General features: G+C 39.0%; 16 protein-coding genes, 1 pseudogene and 1 riboswitch. Of the genes and pseudogenes, 13 read left to right on the top strand and 4 right to left on the bottom strand.

What is annotated here, in order from left to right; translation table 11 throughout:
* The coding region (locus tag JWH17_RS21030; RefSeq protein ID WP_332468463.1) for a group II intron maturase-specific domain-containing protein at positions 1-764 on the top strand (764 nt) is incomplete at its 5' end.
* Between the two features lie 168 nt (positions 765-932).
* Positions 933-1,448 carry a tyrosine-type recombinase/integrase gene (locus tag JWH17_RS21025; protein WP_205224664.1) on the top strand — a complete coding sequence of 172 codons (516 nt, stop codon included), beginning with the start codon at positions 933-935 and terminating at the stop codon, positions 1,446-1,448.
* 656 nt (positions 1,449-2,104) lie between these two features.
* Here JWH17_RS21025 and JWH17_RS21020 read toward each other — a convergent pair.
* Positions 2,105-3,700 (bottom strand): energy transducer TonB, encoded by a 1,596-nt coding sequence (locus tag JWH17_RS21020; RefSeq protein WP_205224663.1) that lies wholly within the window; start codon positions 3,698-3,700, stop codon positions 2,105-2,107.
* Positions 3,701-4,098: 398 nt separating this feature from the next.
* Between JWH17_RS21020 and JWH17_RS21015 the strand changes: the two genes are divergently transcribed.
* The 11 genes from JWH17_RS21015 to JWH17_RS20965 all read left to right on the top strand — a co-directional run bounded on the left by JWH17_RS21015 (position 4,099) and on the right by JWH17_RS20965 (position 18,407).
* Positions 4,099-5,700 (top strand): formylglycine-generating enzyme family protein, encoded by a 1,602-nt coding sequence (locus JWH17_RS21015; RefSeq protein WP_205224662.1) that lies wholly within the window; start codon positions 4,099-4,101, stop codon positions 5,698-5,700.
* 70 nt (positions 5,701-5,770) lie between these two features.
* Positions 5,771-6,442, top strand: a complete 672-nt coding sequence (locus tag JWH17_RS21010) for a YMGG-like glycine zipper-containing protein (RefSeq protein WP_205224661.1) — start codon at positions 5,771-5,773, stop codon at positions 6,440-6,442.
* A 14-nt stretch (positions 6,443-6,456) separates the two neighbouring features.
* Positions 6,457-6,948 (top strand): hypothetical protein, encoded by a 492-nt coding sequence (locus JWH17_RS21005; protein WP_205224660.1) that lies wholly within the window; start codon positions 6,457-6,459, stop codon positions 6,946-6,948.
* Between the two features lie 204 nt (positions 6,949-7,152).
* On the top strand, positions 7,153-8,205 hold the full coding sequence (locus JWH17_RS21000; RefSeq protein ID WP_205224659.1) for a S41 family peptidase: 1,053 nt from the start codon (positions 7,153-7,155) through the stop codon (positions 8,203-8,205).
* Positions 8,206-8,213: 8 nt separating this feature from the next.
* A complete protein-coding gene (locus JWH17_RS20995) occupies positions 8,214-10,469 on the top strand; it encodes a vWA domain-containing protein (protein WP_205224658.1) in 2,256 nt (751 codons plus the stop codon).
* Between the two features lie 18 nt (positions 10,470-10,487).
* Positions 10,488-11,234, top strand: coding sequence for an ABC transporter ATP-binding protein (locus tag JWH17_RS20990; protein WP_205224657.1), 747 nt, complete (start codon positions 10,488-10,490; stop codon positions 11,232-11,234).
* Positions 11,235-11,287: 53 nt separating this feature from the next.
* Positions 11,288-13,105, top strand: coding sequence for an ABC transporter permease (locus JWH17_RS20985; RefSeq protein WP_205224656.1), 1,818 nt, complete (start codon positions 11,288-11,290; stop codon positions 13,103-13,105).
* Positions 13,098-14,696, top strand: a complete 1,599-nt coding sequence (locus JWH17_RS20980) for a hypothetical protein (RefSeq protein WP_205224655.1) — start codon at positions 13,098-13,100, stop codon at positions 14,694-14,696. Before JWH17_RS20985 ends, JWH17_RS20980 begins: the two co-directional genes overlap by 8 nt.
* A gap of 19 nt (positions 14,697-14,715) precedes the next feature.
* Positions 14,716-16,341, top strand: coding sequence for a hypothetical protein (locus JWH17_RS20975; RefSeq protein WP_205224654.1), 1,626 nt, complete (start codon positions 14,716-14,718; stop codon positions 16,339-16,341).
* A gap of 77 nt (positions 16,342-16,418) precedes the next feature.
* A complete protein-coding gene (locus JWH17_RS20970) occupies positions 16,419-17,846 on the top strand; it encodes a hypothetical protein (protein ID WP_205224653.1) in 1,428 nt (475 codons plus the stop codon).
* A gap of 66 nt (positions 17,847-17,912) precedes the next feature.
* A complete protein-coding gene (locus JWH17_RS20965) occupies positions 17,913-18,407 on the top strand; it encodes a hypothetical protein (protein WP_205224652.1) in 495 nt (164 codons plus the stop codon).
* 304 nt (positions 18,408-18,711) lie between these two features.
* Here JWH17_RS20965 and JWH17_RS20960 read toward each other — a convergent pair whose 3' ends face one another.
* The 3 genes and pseudogenes from JWH17_RS20960 to JWH17_RS20950 all read right to left on the bottom strand — a co-directional run bounded on the left by JWH17_RS20960 (position 18,712) and on the right by JWH17_RS20950 (position 23,434).
* Complete coding sequence (locus JWH17_RS20960; protein ID WP_205224651.1) at positions 18,712-20,517, bottom strand: Tle-like phospholipase domain-containing protein; 1,806 nt, start codon at positions 20,515-20,517, stop codon at positions 18,712-18,714.
* Between the two features lie 37 nt (positions 20,518-20,554).
* Positions 20,555-22,225, bottom strand: coding sequence for a hypothetical protein (locus JWH17_RS20955; protein ID WP_205224650.1), 1,671 nt, complete (start codon positions 22,223-22,225; stop codon positions 20,555-20,557).
* A 259-nt stretch (positions 22,226-22,484) separates the two neighbouring features.
* Positions 22,485-23,434 (bottom strand): annotated as a pseudogene (locus tag JWH17_RS20950) (transposase).
* 203 nt (positions 23,435-23,637) lie between these two features.
* Positions 23,638-23,723, bottom strand: a riboswitch (cyclic di-GMP riboswitch).
* Between the last annotated feature and the right edge of the window lie 378 nt (positions 23,724-24,101).

Raw genomic sequence — 24,101 nt, 5'->3', positions numbered from 1 at the left:
TCGCCGAAGGGCAGGGCATTGGTTGGATCGTATTGCGCGAAAGCAACCTGACCTGTTTGCTCATTGGAGATTACTCTATGCAGCGGCTGGATGATAGGAGCCGGATGAGCGGAGACGCTCATGTCCGTTTCTGTGAGAGCCTGAGGGGGAAGTTCCCTCGGGCTACTCGACTCGTCATCTTGGTGAAGAGTCGTCGGGCAGGCGAGCGGGTGATGGCCAGTGTCAGTCGGTTTCTGGAAAAGAGACTCAAGCTCAAAGTCAACCAAGAGAAGAGCAAGGTGGCTCACACCAATGAGATCACCTTCCTCGGTTTTTCCTTTACAGGTGCCAAGATCCGCTGGTCGAACAAGGTTCTTGTGCGTTTCAAACAGCGCATCAAGGAGCTGACCGGCAGGAGCTGGGGCGTCTCCATGGACTATCGACTGTTCAAGTTGGCAGAGTATCTGCGCGGCTGGATGGGATATTTCGGGATATCGGAGCTGTATCGGCCAATACCCGAACTTGACCACTGGCTACGCCGGAGGATGCGGATGTGCTACTGGAAGCAGTGGCGCTACTGCCGCACCAAGGTTCGCGAGCTAACCAAGCTCGGTACCTTCCAACATACGGCTATTTCGGTCGGTTTGAGCCGGAAAGGCCCGTGGAGATTATCCCGTACCTTGGCGACCCATTCGGGCATGACCAATCAATGGCTCAAGGATCAAGGTTTGCTTTCTATCAAAGATCTATGGGTAAATGTCCATTACCCGGCTACGGCTCGGTAGCTCATGGGAACCGCCTAGTGCGGACCCGCATGCTAGGTGGTGTGGGGGCTGGGGGAGAGAATCCCCCGGCTACCCGATTGGCAGGCATTTGTTGTGAGAAGATTTTTCTATAAAATTAACCAAACTAACACTGTCCCACATAAACAAAAAGTAGACCCTCAGCTATAAATGGGACGTATTAGTGAGATTAACCGGCTGGTATGGGATGATATTGATTTTGACGATAGGTACATTACGCTTTACACACGCAAGAAAAAAGGGGGGCATTTAACCCCGAGACGCATCTGGATGACAGATAAGGTGCATGAGGTGCTGTTAGGCCGTTACAAACAGCGTTCAGGCGACCACCCGTGGGTATTTTGGCACAGGTACTTCAGTACCAAGACAAATGATTGGGTTGAAGGGCCGTACAAAGATAGAAAATACCTGATGCGGAATCTTTGTGAGAGGGCAGGGGTGCCTTATTTCAGGTATCACGCCCTTCGGCATGCCGGAGCATCACTTATGGACAGTGTCAACGTACCTATCGGAGCAATACAGAAAATTTTAGGACACGAAAATCGAAGAACGACAGAAATTTATCTGCATAGTTTTTCAGAATCCGAGAAGCAGGCAGTGCGCGACTACGAGGCTGCGAGAAAAAAGTCTCACACTTTTTCTCACACACAAAAAACAAGGGGTTAAGCCAAAATGACTTAACCCCTTGGGATTACTGGCGCGCCAGGGAAGATTCGAACTCCCGACCTACGGATTCGTAGGCAGTTCAGAGCCATTTTAGTCAAAGTAAAACTTGGTAAATGAAAGTAAAAAAAGTGATATAAAATCACGTAATTTCAAACTGTTAAATAACACCACCTTCCTGTTGCTTGTGTTTTTAGTTTACTTTGCTTTACCCTGAATTATCGACTGTTAACCCAGATTTTGGCAAAATTTTGGCAAGAAATAATTTTCTGAATTACCCGCCACAGCATAATCTCCAAGTATCAGTTGCTCATTTTTGGCAAGATTATCTTATCATAAAGAATCTCAAATTTAATAATATTGGCACAATAGCACGGAGTGGTAGTGGTCTTCTCTGGGGTCATATTTCCTATAAACAGGGTTTGTTACGTATACTTCCTGTATCTCTGAACCGAGCTCATTATTCAACTTTTCAGCAATGATGAATCCTTGCTACGTGACCGGAGTTGACCTTATTTGCACATCTCTTAACCAGCGAAGAGCCTGCTTTGATTTGAGCTTGTTCTTGTATTTACGGGGAGAGACATGCCCTAATTTAGCTGGCCAGCTAAATTGAAACGTCTCAACACCTTGTCAGGTCAAGTCTGAGCTACTACATCTTACATTTCTAGTTTGCCTGGTCGAAAGCGCAGCCCCACCTCAATGGTCCTTTCCTTCATGAGCTTAGGAAAAGTTGGCATTGGAGCGGCACTATGCAGTGTTTTTACCACAACCTGATTAAAAAAAGGATCTTGTGATTTTTTTTCAACAGTTGTTTTCAACACTTGCCCATTCTGATTAATAACCAAGACAACTGTCGCCTCAAGGTTACGATCCCACTTACGCATCTCAGGCAGCACCCAATATCCTTGTATATGCGAATAGAGAGCAGCATAATATTGCTGGGCAACAATTGACTGCACTTGACGTCTGGCTGTGGTTCCGGAACCGCTTGCAGCACGGGGTGTTTTTTGGTTTTCCAGTGCGCCTTGGCGACGATACATATCCGCCAAAGCTCTTCTAGCATCTTTAGCGGCAAGATCAGCCTCTTTTCTTGCTTGTTCAGCTCGTGCCACGGCAGCCGCTTTTCGGGCAGCAGTAACCTGTTTCTTTTTCAGTCTTATGTAGTTAACCTCATTGTCAACTAAAGGCAGGACCTCAAAAGTTTTTGAATACGATTCAACCGAATCACCATTCACCTCATACAACACTCTAACGGTGTAGCACCCTTCCTTTTTAATTTTACACGCATGCATACCAGAAGAATAAACTTCTCCTGTATCTAACTTTATAGAATCACTAAATCTCCAACAGTCAGATGACTCATTTTCGGCATTGTTTAAAACCACCATCATTTTTTTAATTTGAACACTATCTTTCCCTTTATTTCTGATGCGAAATTTAACGTAAAAGTTGTCAGCGTCATCGCTACCCGTAGCGTAAATGGGGTCGAACGAATGTACTAGTCCTTCAACACTGACTTTTTTTGATTTTCCAGGCAGATCCTTAAGAATATTGTGAAAATTTTGGCCAATATTTTCACAATCATCTAAATATTCTTCCACGGACAATAAAGCACTATAGACATCTTGCGCGGAACCATAGACAGCCTGAGGTGAATTACTACCCGGAACTATTTTTGCTTTATTTGTTGTTACATTACCAACGATGAACAACCAGCCAAAATTATCAAAAATAATTTCGTCGTTCCCTTCTCCTTTCATGATAAATTCATGTGAGTATCCCCGAAGCCTTGCGCGAATATAAAGTTTCGCTTGTTGCTCCCATGCCAAATTAACTGCTGTTTTATCGAACTTATTAATAGACCATTTAGCTGGTACGGCTGCCAAACTAGCTATTTTAAATGCACTCGGAAACGTAGCGAAAGAATTATTTTTATAAACTTTACCTAGATCAAGCTCTAAACCAGCCTCCACAGCACACACATATTTTTCATCAACAAGATAATTAGCCAAGTCGTTTATCAACATAATGACCTTGAATAAATCAAAAAAGCTCGCCTTATATTGGTCTGAATATCGACTTAAGGCCTTGCTTAGCATTTCATCTGAAGCTCTAGATATTTCATATGTTGTTTGAACAAACTTCGTAACATCTTTACGACCAATTTCTCTTGCAAAGAGAACATTTTTGCATGATGCAAACATCAATAATAAGAGAAGGAGTTCAGTTACCAGATACTTTCTATTCATCATAATTTTTCAAAATTATACGCATTATTACCAGAGCTTGTTTTCTTCCTGAATTTACTTTTGACTTTCTAAATAATATGATCCTCTTTTTCATTCCTCATCATTTATAAAAGGGGAAGCTAAAAGAACTCCAGCAGCGTCAACCTGTCATAAATTGTCTTTCATCCATTTTTAAATGAAATATTTTTTTTTGACTATCTCTTTGAGGAGCCTGCAACACTGATACTATTTATACAGAAACGTAACTACGTACCACGTTGTGGATCTTGCTCTATTGTTGTTTTCATTGTAATTCTTTTGAAAAAAATAATTGCAGATTGCTCTGTTTTTAACAAGAATAAATTAGTGAAACAAAAACGATATAACTATCATCAATTGCAAATAATATTTTTTTAAAAATAGTGAACCGTTCTATACTCATTCCATTTATTTTGGTTGCTTTCTTTTTCAGTACAGATGTTAGATGCGATCAGAAAAAAAATGATAATCCTCAACCATTGCCTGACGATTTTATACTACCGATGCCTAATGGCAGAACTATGACATTTCGTCCTGTTTGTATAGGAGAAGGTAGTGAATCATATGCATGGAAACGAATACGACTTGGCGATGCATCTGGAGGATACAAAGAATCCCCCACAGGGATGGCCATAGGAGGTGCTTTTCAAGTTGAAAATACAGATGCAAAAGACTGGTGTTATTATATTGGCAAATACGAGGTCACTGAAGATCAATTGCAGGTGATTTTGAAAAATAATCCTGAAAAAAAAGGAAGTATCTTTCCTGCTAATAATATTAGCTGGTTTGAGGTACAGGAATTTATTCAGCTATACAACAATTGGCTTTACAACAATGCTTTAAAAGTTATCCCAAAGTATGGAGGAGTGCCCGGCTATATCCGTCTACCTACTGAAACTGAATGGGAATTTGCAGCCCGTGGAGGAAGCAAAGTCACTTCTGCCGAATTTGATAGAAAGGTACCCTTCCCGCCTGATGAAATCACAAAACATGAATGGTTTGCCGGACCAAAGTCATCGCATAATAAGCTTAAAAAAATTGGTATTCTCAAGCCAAACGCACTCGGCATCCATGATATCCTAGGCAATGTAATGGAGATGACCAGGTCTCTTTACCAAATAGAATATTATCAAGGAAGGAATGGTGGTTTTGTTGCAAAAGGCGGCCATTATCTTACAAATGCTAAACAGTTACGCTCTTCCCTTAGAACAGAACAAGAATTTTACACATTCGACACCAAGAACAAAAAAGTCCATAAGAGTAAAAAAGCTACTCTTGGATTTCGTCTCCTTATTTCTTCACTTGTCTTTCCAAATCGTCAAATTAGTAAACAGCTAAAAAATGACTGGATATCGTATCGCCAGGGTATTGCTCAATCATTTCCTGCAGCAGCATCAACTAGTGCCACCAGCAATCAAACACGAATTTTTAAATCAGATGCTACATTACACCTTGATCGCATAAAACAAGAATTAGAGCAATCAGGCACGTTATCTAATAGCCTTGACCAGGAAATCAGCCTACTTGCAGTTTCACTTCAAGATATACAGTTTACTATCCAACAGGCAGAAAAAGATTCTGCATACGCATGGATAAAAATAGCCGGTGAACAGGCCTATTTTATCTACAAAGAATCTCGTAAAATTCCTGTGTTAAAGAAAGTGCAAATGTCTGCCGAAAAATTAGGCCGCGGTGAGGTGTTGAAAAAGCTTAAACAAAGAGAAAAGGAAATTTCCCTTAATATCAAACAAGCCATGACCGCTTATACAGATTCAATTAGACAACTTGGTACATCAAGCAACGCTTCAATTGAGGATGGTTTTTCTCGATATGTTGTTTTTTTGACAAAGCATAATGCTCAAGAACAAGTGGACCAGCTAAAGCATGTTCGTCTTCATGCTGAACAATATATTAAGACAAAGCGAACGGAACTTGAAACGTGGAAGAAGGAACTTATTGATTGGCCGGAAAATTCTAAAATATAAAATGCAACCTTAAGTACTCTGAAATTCATTAAGAAAACGACCTTGAATGCTGTAAAGCAAGGAGAGCCAAATGTCTCAAAAATTGTTACGTATCACGATTTTTTCACTTCTCATTTTTCAATTGAGTGGCTGTGCAGGAATTAAAAATGATGGTGACAGGACACGAGCTGAAGGTGCAGCAGTCGGAGCGGGAAGCGGTGCAGCTATTGGAGGGTTGGTAGGGCTAATTATTGGCAGTGATGGTGCCGGTACATTAATTGGGGCTGGCGTTGGTGCACTTACAGGTTTAGTAGGCGGTTACATTTACGGTGATCATGTTGCTAAACAAAAAGAGAAATATGCTAAAGAAGAAGATTGGCTAGACGCCTGTTTAAAAGTGGCCCAAAAGGCAAATAGTGACATAATTATATGCAATAAGGCTCTCAAGGAAGAAATTAATTATGCAAAGAAAAATATAAGTAACATCAAAAAAACTTATTCGGACAAACAAAAACGAAAAGAAAAAATGTTAGATACCAAAAAAGATATCGATAACCAGCTTAAATCAGCTCAAAAAGCACTTACTTTTGCTAAAGAGGAGCTTGCAGCCCAAACAACTGTTGCTGCCGATGCAAAAAAAAATGGTCAGAACGACTATGCTAAAGATCTAGACACCGAAATCAAGACTCTTAAAGCCAATATCAAGAAACTTGAATCACATACCGATGAGCTTGCTTCAATGTCTGCAAGCATGGCTGTTTAGGAGGGGGAACGTATATGAGAAAATTATTTTATGGCGTTTGCATTATGACTGCTGCAAGCCTTATGGGGTGTTCGGGAAAAACAACAGACCCTAGGGAAGGAGGATTATTTAGCTATAATCCAGAAGCATACGAAAAACGTTTACAAGATCGACAAAATCAACTTACGCAAATTGAAGGGACAACTCGCTCTGAACAGAATAAAAAAATAGAATTGGAATCATCTAAAAAAATACAAATTCAACAAAAAGAATATTTAGAAGCACAACTTTCTGCTCTCTCTACAAGTATTGAAAAACTCGATAAAAAAATTACGTCTACTAAAACTGAAATTATTGCGAAAAAACTTGAACGAGACAAAATCATAAAAGAAATTAATGAAGTGAAAGCATCGCATAAGCTTGCTGATGCTATTGATAACGAAGAGGAAAAACAACTTGAAATAGAAAGACTCACAAAACGAATGAACGAGCTTGAAAAAGAGGTAGAAGCGTTAATGATTCTGTGATGCATCACTCTAAAATGGATACCCAGGACCTTTATCACGTTTACTTGATAAATATTTACAAGAACTCGATTTACGGATGCCCCTGCAATCCATAACGCTGAAATGATACGAGCCTCACTAAATACCAGTAGAATACTAGGATTATTTCAAACTATCTGGCTCCTCGCCATATGTACCACTCCAGCCGTATCGTCTCAAGATGATATGGCTCTTTTTCAAGAGGCTATATTAAAAATAAGATCAGAAGCATTATTACCCAGTAGTCCGAACAGGACGGTCCAAGAAGCAACCCGTGCTTATGTGCAGAGTATAGATGAGTATGGGGACTATCTCACAGCTAAGGAATACACCGCTTATAAAAAATCCACCACCTACAAATACTCAGGAATTTCTCTGGAACTGAGAGAGAAAATAGATGGTCGATTTTTTCTCTATCCTTTAACTGAAAACAGCTTAAAAAATAGTGGCATCAAATCAGGAGATGAACTTATCGCTGTTAACGGCTTTCCTGTGTATGGAAAGTCACTGTTTGTTATTGGCACAGAGATCAGAGGCGAAAATAAAACATGGGTGCAACTTACGGTTAAGACAGGTGACAACATCCCAAGAATTGTTTCAGTTCAGAGAAAACCTACAGAAAATAACCCATTAACTGAAATAAACACATCCAAAGCGTATTACGTGAAAATTATTCGATTTACTAGAGATACGCCTATGTTACTCCGAAAATCGATGCTGCGCGTAAATAAATCACAAACAATCATCTTTGACCTACGTCATAACACTGGCGGGAGTTTACCTGCAGCGAATCAATCTGCCGATCTGTTTTTGATGCCTGGATCGCGTATTTATCAACTGCGCACTCGGAATGGCGTGCAGAATATAAATTCCACAAGTCTACCGATTGCGGATAACCCGATAATAATTATCCAGGACAAGGAAACCGCAAGTGCCGCCGAGGTCTTTATCGCAGCACTTGTCCAAAATGAAAGAGCAACTTCAGCCGGAAAGACAACATTTGGGAAAGGAAGAGCACAACGGTTTTTTGAACTACACGATGGTTCAGCCTTACTGTTAACCTATTCGGAAATTATTCCTCCCGGAGAACAAGGCTACCATGGGAAAGGCCTTACTCCTCATTTTACTCTTCCTGACGATCTAGTAAATTCGGATTTTCGTAATATTTTTCGCTTAAACCAACTTCTGAGAATAGTTATGCCAGACTCTAACAATTTAAAAAGTGAGGTCCGTCAATGAAGTTTTACATGCAAGCAATTATCTTATTAGCAGCGCTGTTACCGGTATATCTATTACCTGGAAATATTTTGGCAGAATCTAAAGAAACCGACAAACGTGTACCTTTGAAAATTGAGGGGAAGGATGTTTTACCCCTCAGAGTTCTTTCACGTGCGTTTTCAAATATTTATAAAGATCCTTCCGATCAAAGCACTACTGTTGAAGAAAATGTTTCAGCATTCCAAGCATTTTATGTCTACGACAAACAACTGAAAGGCGATCTTGAAGAAAGCGGCTGGTATGAAGTTGGTGCCGACAATAGAGGTACTGTTTTGGGTTGGATGAAGGCTGATGACGTTTTCGAGTGGAAGCAGACAATGTGTCTATCATATACCCACCCTGAAGGGCGCAAGCCTGTTTTAATGTTTGAAAAAAAGGATGGGCTTGAAAAATATCTGGATATGGCTAATGAAAATCGCTTGCTAGAGATTACTAAATTGTACGAGGCAATTGACAATAAAACTATTACCTCCGACTTTCCTGTCAAATCCGTAGAACCAAAAATGGCTATCGACATCACCAAAGAATTTTATTTACTCCCTATTCTATCCTTTAAACAAGTTGATTTTGATAATAGAGAGGGGCGTCTTGTGCAACTTGCAGCCGTCACTAAAGGAAAGGCTGGCTCAAGAGATAGCTCTGATATACGTAGCAACGAAGAGTATCTGGAGAGTGCGGTTGCAGACACTGCGAGTGTGAATGTTAAATCTCTCGAAAATTTTACAGTCGATGTTGTCTGGGTAATGGACACGACAAATTCGATGATGTCATATATTCAACAAACATTAAAAGTAGCTAAGAAGACATCTCAACAAATATCAACTGACAATACAATTGCTTCTAATATTAAATTTGGCATTTGGGGGTATCGAGACTCTGAGGAAATTCCTGAGATTGGATACAATGTTCACAATTACACGCCCGAACTGCAGGATATTGATCAATTTGTAACCACATTGGAGAGTGTTGATGTTACAAAAGAAGGTTCCAAAGGATATGCTGAAGATGTTTTCTCTGGAATGCACGCAACTTTTGAGAACACCCAATGGACTCCTAACGCAATGCGACTTGTTATCTTGGTTGGAGACGCTCCGTCTCATGAACTAGGTCACAAGTGGAACGCATCCGGTCAAAATGAAAAAACCTTGCGTACTATTGCAAGCGACAGGAAAATAACTGTCTTTGCAATTCACATCAAAGACCCAAACCCTAAAGCTCAACAGTACCACGCAATAGCAGAACAACAGTTTCAATCGTTAAGCTTAAATAAAGGCATGGGAGAACAATCTTCGTATATGGATGTCGCATCAGATGATATTACTGGGTTTGAACAAACCACTAAAGAAATCACGGCTCAAATCCTTTCCATGCTTGGCGAAATAAAACAAGTAAAGGCAGGCTCAGTTCAGACAGCAGCAGAAAGCGACTATGCTGACACTGCGCAGGATCCATCAGTCTCAAGCTTGAGCACCATTCCGGTACCACAACCTTCTGCTTTTGACAAAGGTGAGGCTACTGTTGAAACGAAAACTCAAGAATTAGCTGATGGCATGGAAGAGAAATCCCTTGCAGATAACGACAAGGAAGAATCAACCAGCATAGGAAACCTTGACCTTTTTTCAGAGACACCTCAGGACGGCGTAAGTGAAAAAGGACAAGAAACAGCACAATCTCTTGTGAAAAACACAATTAAAGCTGCACTGGTTGAATGGATAGGATCACAGGTCGGTGCCCAAGCACCTCGTGATATCGTAGCATGGGTAGCGGATAAAGATCTCATGGACCCGGCAATTCAATCTCTTGAAGTTCGTTTTCTTGTCAATAAGCGTCAGCTAGACGCCCTTCGGACCACCTTAGATACAATTCTCAAAGCAGGACGCACTGGGCAAATCAGTGGTGATGATTTTTTCTCATCTCTCCAAGCTGCCTCTGCCACTACCGCGCGAGACCCGAACCTCATTGGCCGTGCACAGTCATTAGCAAAAACAGGTCTCGTGCCTGAATTTTTGGTCGACCTGCCTTATACAAGTATAATAATGGACATCAATAATGAGCTTTGGAATAGCTGGTCTGCAGATGAGCAGGATATGTTTCTTGCTGACCTAGAAGCTCGAATCATGGCTTACGAAACTATTCATGATAGCCCAGAAGGGTGGGTCCAATTAAACCGAAATGACGACCCTGATGAGTTTGTTTACCCAATCCCTCTTGAGTTGCTTCCCTGAGAAACAAACAAGCATTCAATGCCTTCATCGTATATTTATAAACTTCGGGATGTTGAGAAAAGGCTCGAGAAAGGAGGCGTCTCGTTCACACTCTGCATCCCGGAACTTACCATACATCCTGGAGAATTTTGGTCAATAGTTGGCCCTTCAGGATGCGGCAAATCAACGTTGTTAGACCTTCTTGCGCTGGTTCTTTCACCGACAAGTGTTTCACGGTTTGAATTCAATGTGCCGATGTACAAAAAAACGGCCCCCCGTAGAATTACCGATTTTTCTGAAAACGATGCTGCAAAGATCCGTAGAAAACATATTGGCTATATTTTACAAAATGGTGGTTTGCTACCATTTTTATCGGTTCAGGACAATATCTTGCTCACAGCCCAGATCAGTAAGTCCAGCATAACAACTACAGATTATAACACACTGATCAATGCGCTTGGATTACCGGGTCAACTTAAGAAAAAACCGCAATTTTTATCAGGTGGACAACGCCAGCGAGTTGCTATTGCAAGAGCTCTCATTCATCGTCCGTCCATTATCCTCGCGGATGAACCGACTGCAGCTGTCGATTCTCAGACAGCTGCCGACATTATGACAGAACTTCGTTCGCTAAGCAGAAAGTTTGGATCAGCAGTGATGATGGTTACCCATGACCGAAATCTTGTTGATTCTACTTCTGACCAAACTATTGAATTTAACATTACACGTAATTCAATAGACAATACCGTAGCGTCGACTTCAATTTCTAATCAAGTTAACAAGTAGTCACCAGAGTCTCAATAGACCCCTCTCCTTATGAAAACATGTAGTGAAATCTCATGATTGCAAAACTGGCCGCAAAGGATATCATGCATGAGTGGCTCCTTAGCCTCTGCCTTGTGATGGCGATCTCATCCATCATAGCACCATTGCTTCTACTTTTTGGTCTAAAATACGGTTCTATTCAGACACTACGTGGCCGGTTAATTCAAGATCCTAAAAACAGAGAAATTCGGCCTCTCACAAGTAAATCCTATTCCCATGATTGGTTTAAAAAAATACAAAATAGCAAAGGTGTTTCATTCATAGTCCCCATGACTCGTCAGATTTCTTCGACGATTGAGGCCTCATCTAGTCTTAACAATACAAGTCGGGTATCACTTCTTGCGACCGCTGAGGGTGATCCTCTTCTCGTAGAAAATGGAGCTAAAATTCCTGATAAAGATTCATGTGTCCTCTCACAAAACGCGGCATCAGAATTGAACGTACGAATAGGGGAAAAAGTAACATTAACGGTTCGACGAAACCTACATGGCAAAAGTGAAAAAGGAAATTTCACTCTTCTTGTTACCGGAATACTTGATGCAAGAGCAACGTCAGTCAATTCAATTTTTGTGCAGCTTTCAGCACTAGAATCTGTCGAGGATTTCAAGGATGGAAGAGCGGTACCCCGTTATGGGTGGCAAGGAGTCATGCCCGAAGCTTACCCTGTTTACGATGGGGTGATAGTGTTGACTCCCATCCTATTAAGCAAACTTGAAGAAACGTTACTTGTTAATAATACAGGTTTCACAAAAGTTAAAAGTTTACCCCCCAGCGAATTGCTTTCCATAACAGGGTATAAAATACGAGATAATTGGTCAGCATATCTTATCTCTGTTCAGAAACGTGCTGCAGAAAACGAGAGTGTGGATGCTGTCCGACATCGTCTCCGTGGAAAAAATGCCATTGTCCTCCGTTACACCAAATCGATTTCGGCTAAACTTACGACTGTTGATGGCTTGAAATCAGAACTTATTGACCTTTTAGCAGTTGATGCAGAAAATCTCCAAAGCAATGACACGCATTTACAATTCGGATTGCTACCCAACCTTAGGTTAGACAGCCACTCTCGCCTTCTCATTATCCCTAAAGAGATCAATATTCCTGAAGGCAAAGCAGTGTTGAACATAAATGGACAGAGCACCTCGACGGTTCTGCCTGTCAAAGTAGTTCATGGAATTCAAAGTAACGGTAAAGCATATGTGAATGCGACTCTGGCTGGAATGCTAAACCTCATGAATTATCGAACTGTTCAATATAATGAAAAAATCGATAAACTTTTACTGTCAAGGCGAGGGTATGCTGGATTTCGAATGTATGCTGAAACGATAGATCATGTAGAAAGTATTCAGCAAAGCCTGGAAGAGAAAGGAATAACTGTTAGAACAGCCGCAGAGAGGATTATTGAAGTTCGACAGCTTGATTCGTATTTGACTTTGATTTTCTGGCTCATAGCTGTAGTTGGCATTATCGGCGGAGTTTCTGCATTGACAGCAAGTCTTTATGCATCTGTGGAAAGAAAGAAAAAGGAGTTAAATATATTAAGGTTAATAGGAATGTTTAAACTGGAAATTGTACGGTTTCCGCTTTATCAAGGACTACTCCTTTCGGGAAGTGGAATTATCCTTGCTATATCTTTTTTTGTCATCATCTCTGGCGTGATAAACACACTCTTTCGTTCCCATCTTAGCGCTGATGAATCGCTTTGCACCTTGACTACCGGCCAATTAATTTTCCTGACCAGCGGTGTTTTACTTCTAAGTGCTGTTGCATCGGTTTTCGCTGCTTTGCATGCAACTAAGATGGACCCGGCGGAAGCTTTACGTGATGAGTAAATTACAACTCATAAGTACGATTCACTTTACTCACTCTCGCAGGTGCCAACATAAAGTTTTATGGGCATTTTTTTTGTTCCTTTCCCTTTTATTTATCCTCCCTCAAAGTTATGGAGCAGTGGAAAATGATAATCTCAATATTCAAAGTCAATTTCGTTTATATCTTCCCGGCCATTGGCAAATTCAAAAGTTCAATATTGATGAATCAGAAAATATTGGAAGCAGTAATTACCCGGTAATCAGACATCTCTTTACCTCCAGGATTTTATTGCTGGAAGATACTTATGTACTCGACCGAAAGGAAGGATCGGTATCTCTAGTCTCCCCTGTTGCTAAAGCGGGAAAGGAAATAATTATTCATGGCATTGCCTTATCAGCAAAAGGAAATGATTTTTGGCAAACAGAAATTAGCTTGCAAAATGATTTAACAAAAAAAATGGGACGACCATTAACTTCCTTCAATGGTAAGGTCATTGCACATGGGAGCACAGAAGAAGAAATTTATTATCAAGCTATAAAGAAAAATCAGTTGCATAGTCGTAAGAGGAAAGCCCTTGCCCAATTAACACTTAATTTACCAGGATATTATGAAGTGAGTACATTTTTTCTTAACCATAATGCCCTAGAGTATATGGTAGATGATGGAACAGAACAAGTTATTGAGCAAGGCTTCACTGCTAATATAAAACTAACAAGAGATACATACAAAATTACAGAACAACTAGAACATGTTACATTATTAAAGCTAATCTCTAAGACTGGAGATAAATGGACTATCAAGGGAAAAATTAAAACAATTATAAGCGAAGGAAGCCAATCTACTTTTATTATATATGATAAGCATGTGATGAAAGACAAAGGTATTCCTATAGACTTCTATCCGAAGCCAGTTCTAATAGAAGGTACGAGTAAAACTAGAAAGTACCTCACTCATCTTCATGAGCAAATATTGATTAGTCGACAACGGCAAAAAGAATTAGAAAAAGCAAACATACAGCTTGAACTTTCTCGCACCATATTTGCAAATAAAATTGAAGAAAAAAAACAGCGAAAATCAACGGAAAAACAGCGTCAAGCTATGATTACTGAAGCAGAAAAGAAAGGTTTTATAGAAAAACAAATAGAGCAACTGAAAACGAATTTGAAAAATAGTAACAGTAGTCTATGGCTTTATTGGTTCAAAAAAACAATTAAGAATGATGATCCACGAAAACAAAATCTGGCTCTTGCGAGCTTTCTTGAAAAATATCGAAAAATTAACGGTGTGATATCATATGAAAAGTCTAATGGTGTTATAGGACCATTTAAGATAAAAATTACACAAATCGATTTGATAACATATAAATTTAAAGGCGAGTTTTGTATGATTGGAAAAAAGGGTATAATTAGAGGTCAGCTTAGAGGTACAAATATTTATGTCTACTGCTCAGAACTACACGACAATCATTATAAAAATAATTCACCAAGTGAGTTCTCATTTACAGCTATCCTTGACAAGGATAATATGACAATGTCAACCAACGTAGGTATAACTACTGGTCCTTCAGGATGGTATTCCGATAACAAGTCACTGGTAATTAATTTACTTTAAAATTCAATTAAACAAACTAATGCAATTGAAAGATTGTAGAATTTCATTATTGTCTGCTTTTTTATTGACATTTATCTTAAACTCAAATTGTTATACTAAAAATCTAGATTTGAACCAATACGGAAAAAACAATCTTGAACAATACTTGCCAAAACAATGGAAAATTAAAACCTTTCAACTTTTCAATGGAAACTATTTCAAAAAAGATAAAGAGAAAATTAATAAACTTCGATTTAAGGCAGAAGTTGTATCCTTAGAAGATAGCTATGTAGTAGAAGAAAAAATAAATGATGTATCTTTCCTGACACTATTAACTCCAAAAGGCTGTAAACGAACAATTTATGGTATCATTAATTTTATTAAAAGTAATCAAAGTTGGGAAACTAATTTAATATTCGACAACGAAATTACTCTTCAATTAGGAGAAACATTGAGTTCTTTTTCTGGAAAGGTAATAATTCACGGCAGTGAGGAAGAAAGAGAATACAAACAAAAGCAAGTCAACTTACAGCGAAAACTTATTGTGGAGAATGCTCGAAAAATAATAACCCAGGACATTCCAAGTTATTTGGAGTTGACTAATTTCTATTTAATAGGAAATACAGCATATTATATTAACGATTATGATGAAAAGGAAATATTTGAACAACGATTTGTTGCAACAGTAAAAGTAGATATTAGTACATTTCAATCAATTAACGAAATAGATGATTTCACGATATTAATTCCATCTACTAAAAAAGATGATAAAATTTACATATATGGAAAAATTCAAACATCGATGGATGAATATGAGCAATATATCGAATTAATATATGATAATAATATAAATAAAAATATTGGATTACCGAGTAAAAACTATACTGGTAAAGTATCAATTTATAATTCCAAAGAAGCAGAGAGTATTTTACAAAAAAGACATAAAGACAAGATCGACAACATAAAAAATCAAAAAAAGTTAGAAGAAAAAAAATATAAAGTTAAAAGTTCTCGAATTGATTTTAATGCTAAACTTGATGAAAAAATACAGGCACAGTTAATTAAAAAATTAAAATCCGAAGCAGCAAAAGAGAGAGAAAAGACTAACCTTGAAATCCAAGAGATACTGTTGTTCAAAAACAAATTGGACGAGCACGATCCAAAAAAATGGAGACATACCATTGAAGAAATGCTGGATAGTGATGATTCGGTTAAACAAAATATGGCAATCGCCAGCATCTTAAATAGATCAAAAAATATTTATGGCGCAATAGCTACCACAAAGCGACCCGCAATTACGCGTAAAGCTATTAAGTTGCACATAACTCATTTAGATCTCACTACATATCAATTTTCAGGAGATGTGGTACTTTTCCGTATAGTAAGCAATGATAAAATCAGTAAATTTTTCGGGACATTTAAGGGTAGCCTTCAAGGTTCAGTCTTGTATATCGATGGCACTTTCACTAGTAATAATGGACGTGAAAAGTGGTCTAAAGACCTTATTTCTTTTTCATTTTATGTAGAACTAAACGATAAAGGAACAATGACAGGAGCGTGGGGGATGGATCATTATTCTAGGAACAGTCTCAATATGGTTACTGTCAACTTGTTAGAGATGGAAAATTTCCATTTATTGAGAGATTTCAAGCAATATATAGAATGAGAACCATTTTACTGATCTTAACCAAATGGCCCATCGTCTCATATTGTTTATGTCAACTTTTAGCCAGGAGCAGTTAGGTGAAATATTCATTTTTACTACTCAATATTATCACTACCACCCTCTTCTTGACCAATTCTAATTCCTGGGCCGTAAACGCCAAGCTAAGTACCAACTCCATAGACTTAAACGAGCCAATAACTATTTCAGGTAACATTGGAGCAGGGAAGGATCTTTTTCTCGTTATATGCCGAGTTGAATGGTTTTCTTCTGCAGATATTAATAACCCCAAAAATCAAAAAATGCTGCAGTACACTTTTGGCGATACAGCTGTTCCGCCACTATACTATGCCCTGACTAATGTACCGGAAAAGCTAACCACTTCTCAGTTTAAACAAAATGTAAAGGTCAATAAAATACAAAAATGGGATTACATTGACCCTGCTATTCAGGCAATGCTAGAACCGATCAACAATGAAAAGCAATGGGAAATGATCACCTTCCTACATCAAAATAAAATCGGTATAAACATCACAGAGAAAATCTCTAGAGGGTCCATAGCCAAAACTAATGGTGTTAGTCCAATGATCTTGGCCGATTATGACCAGTATCCGGAAGAATGGAATGAAGGGGTCACAGTTAAACTTGACCAACATACTGGAAATTTTACGGTATCAATGAAAAGTTCAATAGAGCCAACAACTACAACAGCAATGGAGGTCTATGTCAATGGTCAATATATCGATAGGTTTTCAATAGTACCAAATTTAAAATCAAATCAAATAAATTCACAACTTACAAAAGCAATCAATTTTTTGAAGGGCAATCAAATTAGAGCGACAGGAAGTTGTAACCATCCTGATCAAATAGGTCTTTTCAATCAGACAGGAGCTCTCGTTTTTTATCCATCTGCAGTTTTGTTCGTAGAGCCTGGCAACACTTCTGGTCCTGCTGCGTTTTCTTACAATGCAATGTTTGACAAAATGGTGAATAACACCTGCAAAAAACTACTCCCTCAACATTATTCTATGTTTGGTGAGGCTATCGCAATCTTGGAGGCATCTGACAAGATCGCTGCAACATGTATGGCCGGAGGAGAAGAGGCATGTATTAATACGATTTTTCAATTTATTGATGTAACTGGAGATGGTCAATTGACTGTCGCAGAAGTCTCTCGGGTCGCCAGGGGGCTTGCTTTTTTTGTCAGTACTTCATTCGCTAATAGGCAAACGCAACACCCAGGTATACCTGTACCCTTCGAGAATATATATTTTGGGACAAGTGCTATCGGCCTTCTTGGGCCAATGTTCGCGAAAAATTTAATAGCTTCGGTTGATTACGATGACAACGGAAAGGCTTCTTTGGATGAATTGCTACAAGATCGAGGTCCGGCATCACTCGAAGGCGGCGTCGCGGCAATTGCATCAACATCTACTGAGATGGCATGGAGAGGCACATTCGCCCTCATGTCTAAAATATTTCAACAAGTGCTGGGCTTTGTGATGTAAGTGTTAATAACTTAATCTGGCAAAAAAACTAAAAAGTTTGCACTTTGTCAGTACATTATGGGTAACATGATGAAACTATTTTGGAAAATTATATTGCTTCTATTTCTTCTACCAATCACTTCAAATGCTACAACCTTAAACGATACCCTCATAAAAGATTTTAAAGAAGAACACTATCCATATGAGGAAGTGATAGCTACTATTAATCTCCAAACAAATCTAAAATACCTCCAGGGCAATTCGCAACAACAGGATTTCTTTCGGGCATTAAAAACTCACGAAAAAATGGTATATCACTACCTCAAAAACGGGTGGAGCAGGAGCAATCAACTAAATATTAATACAATAAACGCTGGATTAGTTGAGTTGGTACTAAATGAAGGTATGACCTTTCAAGCTAAAACTACCTATAGAATTTCAGCATTTATCCATATCTGCAATAAACCGCACTGGAAATATCGTGGCGGCAACATAGATGAGTATTTCAAAAAGGTAGTATCACGTACAGAGAAATGTCTTATTCAAGTAGAAAATTTACAAGGGCCAAATTATCCTTACTAATCTACTCCTCTTTGTCAAAAAAATCGTAAGCGCCTAAGAGCGGGGGGCATCCGGTGCTGAAGGCTTGATTCCTTGACTGTTTTTATTGTTTTTATTCAGTATTTTTTAGGGTCAGGCAATCACTTTTCAGAGGAAGCTCTAGTTAAGCAATACCTTCAGCCGCGATGGCCACGGCGGGCATCTCCCTCTTCTCGCGAGTCGGTAATATTATTTTATTAGTCGACCGGGAAGAACACGATTTTAAGTTATCAATGATTTTTCCAGTACGTCTCTTCTGTTAAATTGAGATAGAAGATTGCCCATATCATAAAAAAAACGAAAGCATACCAAAGCTTTTAGACAACGCTTCAAAAATGCCCTGCAAAATGACCTGATAAGAAGTTGCCCCTAGGGCACCAGCACCGCCGATAAGGGAATGAGGCCCCCTATCCTGTAATAACTCGTCTAATGAGGCTGCACCATTACCGTCGAAATCAACCGAGGCTACTAAATTTTTGGCAAACATAGGCCCAGCAAAACCAATAACAGTTATTCCAGTATAAACCCTTTCGTATGGAACAGGTTGTCCCGCTGATTCTGAAGCTGTAAGTGAGTTGCTAACAAAATAAGAAAGCCCCCGAATGATGCGTGTTATCTCGGCAACTGTCAACTGTCCATCACCTGTTACATCTGCAAAATCAAACATCGACTGAATGCACACCTTGTCACTACCAACGGTGCATGTTGTATTGATTTTATCAAATGCCTGAAACATAGCAATGGTTTCACCGAACATTGCATAGTGTTGTGGAGGCAATTTTTCGCACGTAACAGTCATACCGCTCATCACATTGTCATAAGTGAAGGGATAAGAGGTTTGAGAGTCATCAGCCTCAATAAACAATATACTAGAAGGAAAAAAAATTATCGCACCAAACGAACTGAACAGACCAATTTGTTCTGGTTCTGTACAACTGCCTTTTGCTAATATTTTATTACCGCTGAAGAAGCGATTAGTTTTGAATGATAGTTTATTGGCAGGGTCATCATCCATTTCCGGTTCAAGTATTTCACCCGTGCTGGAGTTAGCTTTCAATTCAGCTATCTCGATCGTACCGGCATTCGGTTTAGACTCTACCATTTTCACAAAATTAGTATCCTGCTCTTTATCTATTTGTAATGCTTCACTAAGCGCAATGATTGCTTCATGAAGTTTTTTCATGTTATGGGTTATCAGTTCAACAGACAAAGCATCCCAATACCACCAATCAAGTTTTATTGGAATTTCAATATTAGTTTGAGGAAACTGAATGCCAGTATATGGGACGACATCCACACCATATTTTCTATTTGATTTATACCCCTGGCTTTTAAAATGAATTATTTCTGATTCTGCAGCAAACATCGTGTCAACATCTTCGACAGTGCTTCCCCACAATCCGGCACTATTAAATACATATGCTTTCATACCAAACTTGAGTGCCACATATTGAGCTAAACCTCCACCTAAGGAGTGTCCTGTCAACGTTATATCTGCTTTGCAGTCTTGAAGTTTGTCACAATACCTTCGTCCAATTTCTTCAGCAAATTCCTGGGCCAAAGAGAACTGTCTAGGTTTCCAAAAAAAAGGTTGGCTGACATCAGTCACTACATCTAGGAGGCTAGATGTTCCTTCATACACAATTGCAACTTTACCACTATCAACATTTCGATAGGCAACCGCATGTAGCCCCATGGAGCTTTTTCCCTTTTTTTTCAACCATCCATTTGAGTCCAATATAAGTTGCCAATTCCCATAAGTTCCATTTAAGTCCTTGCAATTTTTCTTGCATTCGTAAATCGCTGAGCTAAGCTCTGCATAGGGTAATGCCATGTTGAGGCTATTTCGACTTGGCAGCTCAATTTTATCAACAATTGTTGAGTAAAATTGATCCTCCTTATCACTTTCTTCGATCATCATTGGAGTGCTGTTAGCAGTTCCAAACCCCACTTCAACATGCTCAAAACTGCTATTTATAGTGGTAACTGTGTCACTATTTTCTGCTTGAGACGATGAAGCCTCTGTTATTAAAAATGAGATGAGTAAAAAAAATGAGATTGCGAATTGTCCAATCATTAATTTTTTATGCACTAACATTACCTCTATCTGCGAGTTTAAAAGCATTCATTCATAATATTTTTAAAACTGCCTTATTGACCTCATAAATATGACCACCTGCAGTGCAATCCCCTATCATTTTACCATTTTTATCAAGTGTCACATTTAGCAATAAAAATGCATCACCTTTACCTTTTCTTTTTATTAATGGCGCATCTATATTAATAGTAAGACCCTGAATACCTCCACTTACTTTTCCTGAAAAACCTGCAACACCTAGTTTCCCTTTAAATTGATTTGTCGATTTATCAAATTGTTCAATGGCAACACTAAATGGTGTATAACGATCTTGTTTATCACCTCGAAGTCTTAAAAGTGTTCCAGTAAGTCCCATATTTTTTTCTATAATATTTGCTATTGCTAGATGTTGTTTTTTCGTATCCTCACCATTTATTGCATCTTTCAGCGCTTGCATACGTGCTGCTCTATTACCTCCGTCAATCACTACATTGAACTCTTGAAGCTCTTTGGTTTTTCTATGCTTTTCTAACTCTTTTTCTTTCGCAACTTTTTCGCGCTCTTTCTCTAACCTCATTTCTTTTTCTTTTTTAGCTAATTCTTCTCGCTTTCTGTCCTCTTCCTTTGCCTTTTCCCTAGCTATTCTTCTTTTTATCTCCGATTCTTGTTTCATTTTTTGAATTTTTTCTTCAAACTTTAGTCTTGCCTCTTGAATCTTTTGATTTTTAAGGATAAGTTCTTGTTCCCTTTCTGCCTTTTTTAACTTATCTTCATGCAATTGTTTTCGATAGCTCTTGACCTCAGATGTTCCATCAACCATTACGAGACCTTCAAAAAAATCCTTTGGTTGACCCAATCCTTCAGCAACGTTATTCTCAAGTTTCAGTGACATATCACTCTGGCTTTGTGATAAGCCGCTTATAATACTGCCATAAATCTTTTTTTGCTCACCTTTAGAAGCTATTTGCATAAGCAATGTGGCTTCACCTACCTTGCCGGTATCTTTATAAGTATCTGATGTAAGTTCAACAACAGCAACAAACCGAACAGGAATGGAAAAGGCGGCTGAATTGCTACTAGGAATCAATCTATCCATATCACTGATGGAAAAATTTGTTATTTTCAAATAACCAGGTAAATTTGATGTGAGTTGCATTTTCGCATTCAATATTGCATTATTCTGAATATTTTTACTTTTAGCTTGCCAATACTGCTCCTCTTTCTTTGAGCCTTTGACAATAACTTTTCCAACAAATGAATTAAGAGGCTTTCCTAGCTTGGTAGTAGGATCACTTTCAAGCCCTAATTGCCGTATTTCCCATATTCCGTTTTTACGTACCGATGTTGATACCCCACGGACGATTCGCTTTTCGCCTTCGGAAGCAATCACATCTAACCATTTAATATTGTTTTTTTCCTCTGCTAATATATAAGTATTTTCTTTTAAATACAGGCTGGCTGTAAAACGTTGTTTTATAATAGGTTCCTCTTGAGTTCCATAATCAACCGATTCTTCAATTTTGAAATCTTCAAGCCCCCAATGACCAGGTAATTTTATTGAAAATTGTTTTTGAAGGTCTGTGGTCCTCTCATCAACATTCGCTCCCATACTCAGCGAGGCGTTTAAAGTAATACTCAGCATAATCAAAAGCAAAAGCATATTAATGTTAAAACCAACCATACTTCTACCAACTCTGCCAACTGACTTTTTTGTATATTTCATCTAGTTTCCTCCTCTTTTTTCAGAATGAGATACCTATGGTGCACCCGGTATCCATGCAATTCACTTGATCCGCCTGAGCTTGATTGAATCACTCAAAAGCTCCTTAAAATTCACAACCTTTTGTCACTCAAAAACATCGTCCAATTTTAGCTTGTCATTAAAAAAGTAAACGCTAGATGGAACACCCCTCGTCAATCCTGTGAGTTATAGTAAATTGTGGTGTTTGGGAAAAATATCCTCAAATGACAGCACTGTTGAGTTAGTCTTCCTTTACAGGTTCAATTCGCTCACCATCCTTGAATTGAACATCTCGTATTACCTCTGCCAGCAGCTTGAAGCCTCTTAGCCTGCGCCATCTTTTTTGGGTACTTTGGCCAAGTTTAAAAACCATAGACAAAACGGTATGCCTGGCAACGCATCCTCTTGTTTTTACTGTCCTCAAACGTACAGTGGCAAAGGTTGATTCAATAGGGTTTGATGTTTGTATATGTTGCCAATGCGCTGCTGGAAAATCATAAAAAGCCAACATCTCATCTTTGTCTTTCTCCTGACACTCATTGCCTTTGGATATTTTGCAGAATACGTGGAGACAGCAATGTTAAAGGCAATGGATGTATCCTCCTTAGCCTGTGCCATCCAGATTTTATGCAGTGTGACGTGGTCAAGTTAAAATAGACACCGTCTGCCCAGATATACGCATACCGCTTACTCTGCAGGTTTCTTCGACTCCAGGCCTCACGCTCCTCCTCCCATATGCGCTCACAACGACTGATTGTTACAGCTGACAAGCTCTTGGCCCCAGAACCAAGAAGAGCCTGCAAAGCCTCTTGAAATTCATCTGTTGAAATGCCTTTGAGATAGCGCCAAGGTAAGAACCCCTTCGACACTTTTTGTTTTTCTTAGATACGGCGGCAAGAGAGCGGAATTGAATTTGATACCCTGACCGCTCTTATCACGTATCTTTGGAACTCTGACTTTAACCGGACCTATTCCGATTTGAATCTCTCGCTCCGGCAGATATCCATTACGAACTACTTATTGGCACCCTTGTTCATTTTTCAATGATCTAAACTGTTCGAGTAATACCTGTGATTCACTCTCAAAAGCTTCGCTTATCAGTTTGCGAGCACCATTGCGAAGCAGCTTTGTCAACAGATCCTCGGAATTCTCTTCTGGCTTTTCAAAGAGAATAATTTTATTCTGGCTCATGACGGATCCTTTTTTGTTGGAATATAGTTTTGGTCGACTGTTTCCAACAGGATACGTCATTTCTTTTTTATGTCTCCCTTAAGTACCACTTTTAAGCATAACTCTAGATTATGTGAGAGACACAGTCACAAATAAAAAACCCAGGTTCAAATACACCTTGACTTTCCAACTCCTCAATACCTAAAAAAAGCCGAGCTACGTATATACACAACCCGGCTAACTTCCTGGTCTTGATTGAAGTCCGGTGGTTTTCCGTCCCTGCCTTACGACAGGTTTGGCAATGAAATTTTTAAATTAACAAGTAGTAGAGCAGATTTATTCCAATATGTCTATACGTAAAAGTGCCTATTATTAGACAGATATACGACACCGTGGGACTCTTTGAGCTTGCCGTTTCATATGTTAACGCAATCAAAAGTAGGCCCAAGTTAATCTCCTTCCTGTATATGAACCCAAAGGCTCTAGCAATTTTTCTGAAAAATCGACTTTTTGGGCTGAGGGGCCAAATTTAACCTTACCTCCAGTTAACTTAATGTTAGGTAGTGTCTGTCCATAAATAGCAATTTTTTCAAAGGCGGCCGCAGCCAGTCGCATCAGCGAACACAATCGGTTCATAGGGCAAGCAAACTTTTGCTATCCTTTTCAGCTTGTCATTTGAAAATTCCTT

It is taken from the genome of Desulfogranum marinum, from assembly GCF_016918565.1.
Lineage (GTDB): Bacteria > Desulfobacterota > Desulfobulbia > Desulfobulbales > Desulfobulbaceae > Desulfogranum > Desulfogranum marinum.
The sequence above is the reverse complement of the archived record's forward strand: the minus strand, read 5'-3'. Positions and strand labels throughout refer to the sequence as shown.